This is a genomic window from Cohnella phaseoli (assembly GCF_003386235.1).
Classification (GTDB): domain Bacteria; phylum Bacillota; class Bacilli; order Paenibacillales; family Paenibacillaceae; genus Cohnella; species Cohnella phaseoli.
In genome coordinates this window covers 37,755-49,980 of record NZ_QRDZ01000034.1, presented here as the reverse complement: position 1 = coordinate 49,980, position 12,226 = coordinate 37,755, and the positions used below count along the sequence as shown (strand labels likewise).

General features: G+C 54.1%; 10 protein-coding genes. 3 read left to right on the top strand and 7 right to left on the bottom strand.

The features are described from left to right. Positions 1-144 precede the first annotated feature (144 nt). The gene (gene cls, locus DFP98_RS31195; protein ID WP_116064556.1) at positions 145-1,599 is read right to left on the bottom strand and encodes a cardiolipin synthase; all 1,455 of its coding nucleotides are present in this window, start codon (positions 1,597-1,599) and stop codon (positions 145-147) included. Positions 1,600-1,909: 310 nt separating this feature from the next. Here cls and DFP98_RS31190 point away from each other — a divergent pair, with 310 nt between their 5' ends. From DFP98_RS31190 to DFP98_RS31180, 3 genes are all read left to right on the top strand, one after another. Then, positions 1,910-2,542 (top strand): rhomboid family intramembrane serine protease, encoded by a 633-nt coding sequence (locus DFP98_RS31190; protein WP_116064555.1) that lies wholly within the window; start codon positions 1,910-1,912, stop codon positions 2,540-2,542. A gap of 155 nt (positions 2,543-2,697) precedes the next feature. Next, positions 2,698-3,054, top strand: a complete 357-nt coding sequence (locus tag DFP98_RS31185; protein ID WP_116064554.1) for a hypothetical protein — start codon at positions 2,698-2,700, stop codon at positions 3,052-3,054. A 31-nt stretch (positions 3,055-3,085) separates the two neighbouring features. Next, complete coding sequence (locus DFP98_RS31180) at positions 3,086-3,814, top strand: metal-dependent hydrolase (RefSeq protein ID WP_116064553.1); 729 nt, start codon at positions 3,086-3,088, stop codon at positions 3,812-3,814. 197 nt (positions 3,815-4,011) lie between these two features. On the opposite strand, the gene DFP98_RS31175 is transcribed toward DFP98_RS31180, so the two are convergent. From DFP98_RS31175 to DFP98_RS31150, 6 genes are all read right to left on the bottom strand, one after another. Further along, positions 4,012-5,607 (bottom strand): response regulator transcription factor, encoded by a 1,596-nt coding sequence (locus DFP98_RS31175; RefSeq protein WP_116064552.1) that lies wholly within the window; start codon positions 5,605-5,607, stop codon positions 4,012-4,014. A 14-nt stretch (positions 5,608-5,621) separates the two neighbouring features. Further along, positions 5,622-7,346 (bottom strand): cache domain-containing sensor histidine kinase, encoded by a 1,725-nt coding sequence (locus DFP98_RS31170; RefSeq protein WP_116064551.1) that lies wholly within the window; start codon positions 7,344-7,346, stop codon positions 5,622-5,624. 262 nt (positions 7,347-7,608) lie between these two features. Continuing rightward, a complete protein-coding gene (locus tag DFP98_RS31165; protein ID WP_181918049.1) occupies positions 7,609-8,988 on the bottom strand; it encodes an ABC transporter substrate-binding protein in 1,380 nt (459 codons plus the stop codon). Positions 8,989-9,086: 98 nt separating this feature from the next. Beyond that, complete coding sequence (locus tag DFP98_RS31160; RefSeq protein ID WP_116064549.1) at positions 9,087-9,917, bottom strand: carbohydrate ABC transporter permease; 831 nt, start codon at positions 9,915-9,917, stop codon at positions 9,087-9,089. Positions 9,918-9,927: 10 nt separating this feature from the next. After that, positions 9,928-10,863 (bottom strand): carbohydrate ABC transporter permease, encoded by a 936-nt coding sequence (locus DFP98_RS31155; protein WP_116064548.1) that lies wholly within the window; start codon positions 10,861-10,863, stop codon positions 9,928-9,930. A 254-nt stretch (positions 10,864-11,117) separates the two neighbouring features. Then, positions 11,118-12,206 carry a glycoside hydrolase family 88/105 protein gene (locus DFP98_RS31150; protein ID WP_116064547.1) on the bottom strand — a complete coding sequence of 363 codons (1,089 nt, stop codon included), beginning with the start codon at positions 12,204-12,206 and terminating at the stop codon, positions 11,118-11,120. Positions 12,207-12,226 lie beyond the last annotated feature (20 nt).

Here is a 12,226-nt window from a genome sequence, read left to right as displayed (position 1 = left end):
TCGAACAACCTCGCAATCCCTTCGATTACCCTACAGATTCCACCGATCTTGCAGCGATTTACCGATAATGAGGAAACGCCTCCCAAAGCCGAACACGATGACGTGTTTCTTTGCGAGGCGCTTTTAGGCTATGAGTTGGAGGTTTTATAAAATCGGAGAAAGAAGCCGCGACACCGACTCTTTGATCCGAATCCTTCTGGAACGCTGGCCGTATTGTTCCAGCGTCAACGCTTCGGACACGTTGATGTCCTCTCTGAACGCATCCGCCAGCTTGCCGGAAACCTCCTTGTCGTAGAGGAAGGCGTTCACTTCGAAATTCAGCTTAAAGCTTCTAACGTCCATATTAGCCGTACCGACGGAGGCAATCTCCTCGTCAACGACGATCGTTTTGGCATGAATAAAACCGTTGCGGTACAAGTAAACGGAGACGCCCGCCTTGAGCATCACCCCGATATAGGACATAGTGGCCCAGTAAATAAACGGATGGTCCGGCTTGTCCGGAATCATGATACTGACCTGCACGCCTGACAATGTGGCAATGCGAAGCGCGTCCAAAAAGCCTGCATCCGGCACGAAGTAGGGCGTCTGAATGAAAATGGAATGCTTGGCGGAAGAGATCATTTTCACATATCCGTTCTTGATGTACTCCAGCTTCGACTCCGGGCCGCTGGCCACAATCTGCACTCCCGCCGCCCCGCTCTCCGCCTTCGCCTCCGACTCCGGGAACAGCTCCGTGCGGTAATGAACCTTATCGTGCGAGGCTTGATTCCAGTCCAGAATGAACCTCGCCTGCATCGCATGCACAGCTTCGCCCCGCATTCTCAAATGCGTATCCCGCCAATAGCCGAATTTCGGATCCAGGCCCAAATATTCGTCTCCTACATTAAAGCCGCCTACGTATCCGATTTTTCCGTCGATCACAACCAGCTTGCGATGATTCCGATAATTAAGCCGGAAATTAATCAACCTGAACTTGGAGGGAAAAAACGCCACCGCAATTCCTCCCGCATCGCGAAACTCCTGCAGACTGCGACGGTTCAGCCTTCTTGAGCCTAGCTCGTCATACAGCAGCCGAACGGTTACCCCGGCCCGCGCCTTCTCCGCTAGCGCTCGGATCAGCCGGCCTCCCAAATCATCCTTCTGAATGATGTAATATTGAATGTGGATATGGTCCCTCGCCTCCGCAATATCCTGAAACAGTCGGTCGAATTTCTCCCTACCGTCCAGCAGCAGCTCCACTTCGTTATTTTCGGTATATAACGCTTGCCTTGCTTTAAGATGCATCACGATCAAGTCCCGGTAATCGTTAGCCGCGGAATTGCGTATTTCATATTCCCCCGCGCCGACGCGACTAAGCTGCTCTATCGCCGCTTCCCTCAGGCCGGTTCGGTCGATCTCCTTCCACTCGAACAGCCGGGTTCTTCGATAATTTTGCGCAAAAAACAAATAAAGCACAAACCCCAGCAGCGGGATAAAGTAAAGCACGAGCAGCCAAGCCCACGTCGAGCCGATATCTCTTCTCTCGCGAAAGATGATTACCGTCGCAAGAGTCATATTCAATACCAAAATTGCAGTTAATAACCATGAAAGCACATTCATGTGGATAACCTCCGCGTCCCAACCTGCCGCAAATGCGGTCTTAATCGATATTAACAGTTACACTGGGGGAATATCTAGAATTTTCGTTTGTCCACATAGTTATCAACAAAATAGCCCACATATCCACAGACATTTCCACAGTTTACACACAGTTAACACTCGGTTTATGCACAGGAACTATACTTAACAATGTAATCCGCCTATCCCATAAATCGAACGCACGTCGCCTGTTCATAATGCCGCTTTTTTGGAGAAACGGGACTCCAAATGGTATATTATACATATCAAGCTCAAAAGGAACGGGATCGCTATGATATTTCAACGAAACGAAACGTTTAGAGGCTACTTGAAGGCTTATCCGGTAACTTCCTTCATTTTGGCCATGAATTTGGTCGTTTTCCTGCTGGACCATTGGGTTCTCGATAGGATGCTGTCGGAGTGGGGCGCCTTCGTTCAACATCCTTATTACGAAAGCTACGGTCTCTATGGTCTGGGCGAGCCTTGGAGATACATCACCTCCATCGCGCTCCATGCCGGTTGGGACCATCTGCTGTTCAACAGCTTCTCCATCCTGATCTTTGCCCCTCCGCTGGAACGATTGCTGGGCCATTTCCGATACATCGTCTATTATCTCTTGGCCGGAATCGCCGGCAATGCGCTAACCGCAATCGTCAACGCTGGCTCCGTATACGCCTCCCTCGGAGCGTCAGGCGCGATCTACGGCCTGTTCGGCGCTTATCTGTTTCTTGCTATCTTTCGTAAATTCGCATTGGACGAAGCCACCCGCAAAACGATCTTTATTTCCATCGTATTCGGCGTGACCTATTCGATCCTCGTCCCCAAAGTCAACATTTGGGCGCATCTCGGAGGCGCGTTGGCCGGATTCGGGTTGATGGGACTGTTCGTGGCGAGTAAAACGAGAAAATACAAGCGCGGAGTCTGACAAGTTGTGACAATTCGGTAGCGGTTCGCCGTTCGAGGGCGGAATGTCCGACGGATGCGGTTGAACAAATGTCGAATTATGCTAGAATATTGGTTGGCACTTTCTGGATGGACTATCTGCCGGAACGGATTATGACGAATTGAAAGGATTGCATTATGAGCCGTATCAACCATACGTTACGATTCTTCAAGGTTACGGGAGAACTGCGCAAGGATAAATGCGAATTCACGATCGATCCATGGAAACTGCTTCTGGAAACTCAACGCTACTACGAGATCAGACCCGAGAACGGCGCGGTAAAAAGGATCTACAAAGAAAAGCTTAATACGACGGTTGTCGAAACGAAACAATACGCGAACGGTTTGCTGTGCTGTTCGGCCTTCTGCACGGAGGACCGCATCGAAGATCTGCAGCGCCTCATCCTCAATCAGCTGCAGACAAGCATCAAGACGTATATGGAGGACCTTAAGTTGAATCTTGTGGCTCTGAGCCGCTATTCGTCCGGGCTCTAGCCGTTACTTAAAAATCCGGGAGGAATGAACTTTGGAAATCATCTACCACGGACACTCTTGCATTCAGATCGTCACAGAAGGCAAGTCGCTGCTGTTCGACCCGTTCCTGAAAGGCAATCCCCTGGCGGTAACACAACCGGAAGACATCAAGACCGATTACATTCTGCTCACCCATGCACACACCGATCATATTCTCGACGCGGAGCCGATTGCCAAAGCGAACGACGCCACCATCGTCGCTACCTTTGAGCTTGCTATGTACATGTCCCGTAAGCAGCTGAAAACGATCGACATGAATATCGGCGGCACGGTCGATTTAGGATTCGCCAAGGCGAAAATGATTCAGGCGTTCCACAGCTCCGGCATTTTCCTGGAGGAGGGCCAGATCATCTATGGCGGAATGCCGGCCGGCTTTATCGTGCAGGTTGAAGGTTTGACTCTACTGCATGCCGGCGACACGGCGCTGTTTTCGGATATGAAAATGATCGGAGACAGGCATCCGATCGATATCGCTTTCCTGCCGATCGGCGATCACTATACGATGGGCCCGGACGATGCGCTGCAAGCAGCCGAATGGTTCGGCGCGAAGCTTGTCATCCCGGTACACTACAACTCGTTCCCTGCTATCCGCCAAGACTCCGATGATTTCGTACGGCGTCTGGAATCGCAGGGGCAGCGCGGACGCGTGCTCGCACCGGGCGAGAAGCTGGAGATTACGGCGGCTTCACTGAAAAAGCTGGTTGCTCGAGACGGCAAGTAATTAGCGCCGTTAATCGCGGCAACAGAAGGCTCGGTCGGGGCGGGTCCCTTTAGCCCGCCTCGCGTACTTATTGGCACAACTCCGCTCCAGACCAACCACATTGGACCGCCACTACAGATACCTCAGATGTAATCGCAAGGTTTCCGAGGATAGCCCTAACTTTCCCGGAGTGACCCCAGACTTTGTACAGCCGGTTTCTACTTCAAACCAGCCTTGTACTCACCCGGAGTCATGCCGTTGTATTTCTTGAACACTTTGGAGAAATAAGTGCGATCCGAATAGCCCAGCTTCATCGACACCAGCTCCACCGTCTCCTCCTTGCTGCGAAGCATCTGCATTGCCAGCTTCATCTTAAAGCCATGCGCATAATCGATAAAGTTAAGTCCCGTCAGCTTCTTGAAATAACGGGAGAAATAGCTGGGATTCAAGTAGAGCTTATTAGCCATCGTCACCGACGAAATATGCTCCGTTAGATGATTCAGAATATACTGGTCGATCGCCTTAAGCTTCGGCTCCGGCAGCGCCGCAGGCGCGGAGCGAAGACGGACGAGCGCTGTCGCCCTGTCCAGCGTCAGCCGGGTCGTCTCCTCCCAGCGCGAGGTATGGCGAAGCAGCGAATGGAACATTTCCTGCTCCTGATCCGGCAGCGCATCCCCGCTCTCGTCCTCAAGCAGCCGTATCGCCTCCGAGCAGCTTGCCGTCCATTGGGCGGCCGGCATCCGGCTGTCCCGCGCATGCTCAGCCGCCTCCGCGATCAGCTCCGCCACCTCCCGTTCATCCCCTCGTTCGAACGCCGCAAGCATCGCGTCTCGCTTCTCGCGCAGAGATACGGACTCGCCCTCCGCTTTGTAAGCTTCGCCAGTGAAGCCGGCAATCGCTCTCCCCCGATTCCCGTCGTAATAGTGAGCGCCCAGCTCGGAGCGCAGCTTCTTCAACACTACCGGAAGCGACTGCACCCCCGAGAACAGCCCGCTGATTTCGTAGCGGGTATCCAGCTTCAGAAACGTCCGCGTCTTGTCCTGCAGCTCCGCCAGCGCGCTCTCCATCCGCTCGCTCGGGTTAACCGCCAAATCCCGTTTATAGTTGCCAATCAGCACGAGGCGTGTCGGGTCGTCCATGAACACGGAGGCGCTGCCCGTCTGCTCCAACACTTCGAGAGCGATGTTGTACCACGCGTATTTCAGCAGCTCGACGTCTTCCAGCCGATACTGCCCGCTCAGCGAAGCCAGATCCATATAGCCGAGGCCGACGATAAACTCCGAATGCCGCCATTCAATTCCCAGCTTACGACCCATATCCATCGCGATGCCTTCGCCCCTGTCCGCCTCCAGCTGGCGCAGAAACGTTCTTTTCAGCACATCCTTGTGCCGTTCGACCTCCTCCCGATAAGACAGCTGCACCTCGTGGTCCGCCATCGCCCGCGCCAATCGAATCGACTTCTTCACGCTGGCCTCCAGCTTATCCGCGGTCAACTCGTCCTTGATCAGATAGTCGTCGGCTTTAAGCTGTACAGCCTGCTGTGCGTAATGAAAATCTTCATGGCAGGTCAGAAAAACGATGCGAACCTCCGGCTGTTTTCTGCGAAATTCCTCGGCCAGCTTAATCCCGTCCATCTGCGGCAGGCCGATATCGGTAATGACCAGGTGCGGCCGGATCTCGTCAAACTGCTTCAGCGCCTTGACGCTGGAATGAACGGCTCCGGAGATTTGGCAGCCGATCTCTTCCCAGGCCAGCATTTTCTGCAAATAGCGGAGCATCGGAACATCGTCGTCAATCAGCATTACTCTGAACATCTGGTTGCCCCTTCCTAACGCATAGTTCCGAACGGGATTGTCAAGACGACCGAGGTGCCATCCTCGCCGCTTCGCAGCTCCATTTCAGCCTTTGGCCCATAAGTCAGTTTAAGCCGTCTTCTAATATTGCCGAGGCCGATGGATTGACTGTCCGCAGCGGCTTCCGCCGTCTCCAAGGAGGCCGCAACCTCTGCCAGCTCGCCGGCTAACATCCCTCTGCCGTTGTCCGCCACCTCAATCTCGAAGCCCGTCCCTCGATTACGCACATCGACCCTAATTCGATCCCCATCGCCGCTCTCCTCGAAGCCATGAATAATCGCATTCTCCACCAGCGGCTGAAGAATCAGCTTAGGCACGCTTACGGTCTTCAACTCGTCGGGCAGCTCGACGACAAGCCGAACCTGCATGCCGTTGCGCATGTTCATAATGTCCACATAGTCCTGAAGCAGACGGCATTCCTCCTCCAGCGGTCCCGGCTCATGCACGCGCATATACGCCCGCAGCAAGTGCATTAGAGCGTCGATCTGCCGGCCATTGTCTTGGTCGTCCGACATCAGCAGGTTGCATTTAATGGAGTTAAGCGTATTAAGCAGAAAATGCGGCCGGATTTGCGAAAACAGCGCCTGCAGCTCGATCATGCGTTTCTCTTCCTGCTCCTGCTCCACATTGGCGATCAGGCGGTTGATCTGATCCAGCATTTTGTTGAAGGCCGCTCCCAGTACCGCGACCTCGTCGCTGCCCCGGGTAGGAAAGCGCACGAGCCGATTGCCGCCTCCGAACTGCTCCGCCGTACGTTTGAGGCGGTGCAGCGGACGATGCAGCGACCTGGCAATAAACACGGAAATGGCGAGAAACAGCACGATGCACGCTCCCAGCAGCAGCGCAAAAAAGCGGAACAGCTGCGCAAACTCCCTCGTAATGTCTCCGCTGGACGTCTTGTGAACGAGGCGCCAATCGACTTTGGACACCGTTTTCTCGTATTGAATATCCTGTTTCTCCCCAGCACGGGTCTGAGCCTCTTCGCCGGCAGTCGAATAGAGAAGTTGGCCCTCCTTGTCGTACAGCTCGAACTGGCCGCCGTCTTGCGCCGCAAATAACGAAGCGAGATACTGCATCGGGATGCCGACGTACAGAGTGCCGAGCGCTTGGCCCGACACCGGGTCGGCAATGCTCCTCACCGCAAAATAGTACGTCTCCTTAAACGGACCATAGCTGATCTTCAGCGGCTCCGATCGGATCCACCTCACCGCGTTCGGATTGTCCGAGCGATCTACAGCCGCCCCCGGCTTCGCTAACCACCGCTTTAACGACTGGTATTCGAGCGGGTTGTTCACGCCATAAATAACATAACCGCGATTGTTGACGAGAAATACCGGCGCATTTAAGCCCGAGGTTTTAGAAAAGGCGATATCCATAAATTCCGAGATGTTCTGATGGCTGCGATACTGTGCGGAGGTAGCGATCTTCGCGACGTCCTTGAAGCTGCGCAGATCGGCCGTCAGACTGCTGCCGCCGTAGCCGATCAAATTCATGGCGTACAAAATATCCTCGATATTGCGGCCCAGGTTATCCGCCATAATGCCGACGACGTTCTGACGGGAATTGTTCACCTTGTCGACGACCAGCTTCTCTATCGTCCCGTAAGAGAGCACGGATACGGCCGCAAGCGGCAGCAAAATAAAAATCCATAGAGAGAGCTGAATTTTCGTGTAGTAATTGAAACGCCGCATGATCCCCATCGATGGACTCTCCCTTGAGGTTATTCGACTTCATGCCAGGGCGTGTCTGCATACTCCGAGGATAGCAGATTTTGCCGAATTTTTGTTCCATGCAAGGAACTTTTGTGAAGGCGTACCGGGGGTACGTCAAGCAAAAGTGACGCAGCAGGGGAGGTGAAAGATGCCCCCGAGCGGGTTTGCAGACACGCCCTAACGCCGCAGGCCGCCGGGGAAGCGCAAAACGGCGAAGGAAGGCGACCGTCCGGCCGCCTTCTCGCTTAATCTATTTTAATTTCTTCGCTTCGTCCATCATATATTGCTGAGCCTCTTCCACGGACAAATTATCCAGCAGGAACTTGCTCATTCCGTCCTCAAGCACCTTCTTCATTTGACTGGACGTAGGCGTAGACAAGCTTGCGTCGTAGATCGTCTTAACGCGGGCGTCGTACATGACGTTAACGAGCGAATCGACGTCGATCAAGTCCTTGTTGTCTCCGATCAGCTTGTCGATGACGAGCTTCGCATCGGCTTTTTTCCAGCCCGGCATATCGCGGATGACGTCCATCTGCGTCGACAGGTAGCGCAGGAACTGGTAAGATTCCTTTTTGTGCTTTGAGCTGGACCCTACAGCTCCAAAGTTGCCTCCGATGTAGGACAAGCCCGTCTCCGCATCCTTGGAGGATTGCGGAAGCGGCGCGAACACCGTCTTGAAGTCGTGCGGATTGTTCTCCCGATCCATCAACTGGCCGAGGAAAAAGGTTGCCGTCGGGACCATCGCCGCTTTGCCGTTCACGAACTCCGTCCGGTAATGCAGCTTGGCGCCAAGCGTGTCGGATAACGGGGCCGCCGACTTGTCCTCCTGCTCCATCGCTCTTCTCAGATTAAAAAATTGCGCGTACGACGGATCGTCGAAAATCGGCTGCTTATCGGCGTTGACGAACGGATGTGGTCTCTCCGTGTAGGCGATCAGATTGTCGTACTCTCCCCAAGTATGGAAGAACGCTCCGTAACGCTTCTGCTCTCCTTCGCCCTTCGTCAGCCGCTTGGCCAGGTCGCGGTAATCGTCCCATGTCCAGCCCCATTGCGGTACGCTCTCTCCGGCTTCCTTCAGAACGCTCTCGTTCAGCGCGACGAGCCAGAGCGAAGCCAGATCCTGAACGCCATAGATTTGCCCGTTGATCATCGGGTTGATGTAGTACTCAGCGGCAGGATCGACGCCCTCTTCCTTATAAAACTCGTCCAGAGGGGCGAGCACGCCGCGAGCGGCGCGTTCAAGCAGGAAGTCCACGTTCGGGAACGAGGCGATATCCACCTCTTCGCTGGCCGCCATCATCACGTCCAGCTTCTTCAAGTAGTCGGTGCTGTCTCCGTTCGTGACGAGCGGCACGTATTCCACCTTGATCTCCGGGTGATCGCGCTCAAAGTTGGCGATAATCAGACGAAGATCCTCTTCTCCCTTATTGTTCAGCCAGCTGTGATACTTGATCGTCACCGGGTCCGCAGCCGGGGCGGGCGAATCGTTCGAGGCGGAAGCGCTTGCTTTCTCAGACGGAGAAGACTCCGACGCCGGCGACTGCGAAGCCGCCCCGTTGTTGTTGCCGCAAGCGGCAAGCATGCTGAACACCAGCAATGTCGATAACATGACCCATAACCTTTGTCTCATTTCGTAACCTCCAATGGCAAGATGGTTGCAAAACCAGTATAGAGAATCAATTTTCTTGCAGGTGTGCATTTTTTTGCTATATGTGTGCAAGATTTTGTCTATCCTTTAACTCCGCCTACCGTAATCCCCTTTACCACCTGCTTCTGAAGCACGATAAACACGAGCAGCAGCGGCACGATCGCCGACAGCGACGCCATCATCAGCGCGGCATAGTTATCGCTGTATTGGTCTCGGAAGGACTGAATGCCCAGCGTAATCGTGAACAGCTTCGGATTGTAGAGGAAAATAAGCGGGCCCTGATAATCGTTCCACGTCCATAGAAACTTCAGAATGCCGACGGTCGCCAGAATCGGTTTGCACAGCGGCAGCATAAGCTGCCAGTAGGTGCGGAAATAGCCGGCTCCGTCGATTTTGGCCGCCTCCATAAACTCATGGCTGATCCCCAGCATATATTGACGCATGAGGAAGGTCAGCGGGATGGAGAAAGCGCCCATCAGAATCAACGATTCGTGCGTATTGTACAAGCCCAGCCATTTAATCATAATGTATCGGGGCACTAGTGTCGCTTCATTCGGGATTAAGAAGAAGGACATGAGCGCTGCGAACGCCATAGCTTTGCCCGGAAAACGAAGCTTGGCGAAGGAGAACCCCGCCATCGACGAGAACAGCAGCGTGCACAGCGTCATCAGTACGGACAGCTTTAAGGAATTCCAGTAAAACAGATCAAACGGCACCTTGCCCATCCATACGGTCTTGAAGTTCTGAATCAAATTCCACTTCTCCGGAATCCAGCGCACCGGATACGTCATCACGTCCTTGTCCAGCTTCGAGGCCGCCGAGAACATCCACAGCAGCGGCGCGAAGAACAGGAGCGAGAACAGACCCATAAGCGCGGTCAGCACCGCATTCGTCAATAGCTTCCGTTGCATTGCAATCCTCCTACTCCTGCTTTTTCTGAACTTTCCAGGTGATGATCGTGATGAAGGCGATAATGAGGAACAAGGCCCAGGATAGCGCCGAAGCATATCCCATTCTAAAACGTTGGAACCCTTCCTCGAAAATGTAGTACACCATCACGTTCGTCGAATTGTTCGGCCCCCCGGAAGTCAGGAATGCGATCAGGTCGAACACCTTAAAGGAGGAAACGATCAGCGTGATGCTGAGGAAAAAGGTCGTCGGAGCGAGCAGCGGAATCGTAATCTTCCAAAATTGCTGCAAGGACGTAGCTCCGTCGATATTCGCCGCCTCGTACAGCTCGTCGGAAATGTTGGTCAAGCCGGCGAGATAGATGACGATATTGTAGCCGATCGATTGCCATACGGCGATAATAATGATGGCCCACAGCGCAAAATCGGTATCCCCCAGCCACTTGGGCGGATCGGTGATGCCGAGCTTCATAAGCGTACGATTGATCGGGCCGAGCGAAGGATGGAACAGCGCCGACCATACGGCAGCCACCGCGACGGTCGTCGCGATGTAAGGAATAAAGAATACAACCTTGAAATATTCCTTGAGAAACAGCCGGCTATGAATAATGACCGCGAACACGAGCGCGATCGCCATTCCTACGGGAACGGTCGCTGCGGTGTAGACCAGATTGTTCGTCAGCGCCTTCATGAACTTGGTATCCTCAAACAGCGACTGGAAATTGTCCAGGCCCACGAACCGGATTGAGCCTAGTCCGCCAACCAGATCCCAATCGGTAAAGCTCAAATATAGCGAAAACAATAGCGGAAACGCGCCAAGCAGGACGATTCCCAGAAATTCAGGCAATACGAACAGCCAGCCTACAAGCGCTTCCCTGCGCGCCTGAGTCCATAGCGGACGAACAGCGCCGCTGCGCCCCGCTCGGTCGGACATCTGTGGAGACGTCATGCGCTCACCCCTTATCAACTTCGATTCTAGATTTGATTATAGGGGCGGCACAGCAACGTGAATGCGGACGATTTGTACCAGAACGTGCACTATTTTGACCTTCGCTTTGGGGAAGCCTCCGGAATGATGACAGGCAGCGGATGCCGCAAAGCCGACACAAAAAAAGCCGTTGTTTTGTTGTTGATGCCAACAAAACAACGGCTTTTCCCGTGCTCAACTGTCGAGAACAATTCGCCGTTGGCGTATCGTTCGCGTTACCCTTCCGTCCGGCGCAGAGCTTCCGCAAACAGCAGCAGCGTCAATCCTTGACCGTATACAGTAGGAAATATCGGAACCTTGTTGTACGCCGCTACACTTTCCAGCACCGGCGTTCCCCCGGAAGCTCCGCGAACGGCGCCATTGTCGCTTATGTACGCAACCATCGCCAAGACCGTCCGGTCTGCGCTCTCTTTCAAGGAGGCCGGGGCAAGTCCCATTCGAGCAGCCTTGTAAATGCCGCAGGCAATCCCCGCCGAGCCCGACGTTTCCTCATAAAAATCGGGGCGATCCAGTACGGTAGGCCACAATCCGTTTGCATTTTGGCGTAGCGCAAGAGCGTCAATGAGCCGCCGGTACCTTATCTTAATCTCGGTCAGCGTCTCATTTTCGCCGAAGTCGAAGCCGCTGCTCGCCAGCTCCTCCAGAATCATCGGAATCCCGCAAGCGTTCCAGGCATTCGCTCTGTTCCAGCGCGCAGCCGACATCCAGTCGCCCGCCTCGCAGTTCCATCCGTGGAAGAGCAAGCCCGTCTCCTCATCCTGCAAGGCGCGAAGATGCAGCAGCACCTGTCTCAACGCCTCGTCTGCCATCCCGCGATCCGACAGCAGCCGCGCGGCGCGGGCAAGAAACAGAACCGCCATGAAGATAGTATCGGCCCATATCTGTTCGCGGAACGAGGCCCTCTCCGTCACGGTATGCTCGAAGGCGCCGTTTCTCGTACGAGGGGACTGCGCCGCCATCCACTCCGCGATCTCTTTTGTTTTCTCTCTATAGTATGGATTGTTCTGCCTATTGTACAATTGCGGAAAGACGGCGAAAGGCGCCATTGCATTGATCACCCTGACAGCTTCGGACTGATCTCGATTTCGCGTTACCCAAGCCTCGACCTCGCCAATGACACGCTCCTCTCCCGCCGCTCTCCCGTATTCGGCTGCCGCAATAAGGCCGACCCCGGCATTCCAATCCCACCGATCGATATTCATCGCCCAGTCGATCCATTCATGATTGCCCCACTGCGTCCGTTCGCTGTGCATCATATATTGATAGACTTGACGCGCCTTCTTCTCCAAGGTTTCTCTATTCATGCCAAGCTCCTCTCTCCCCA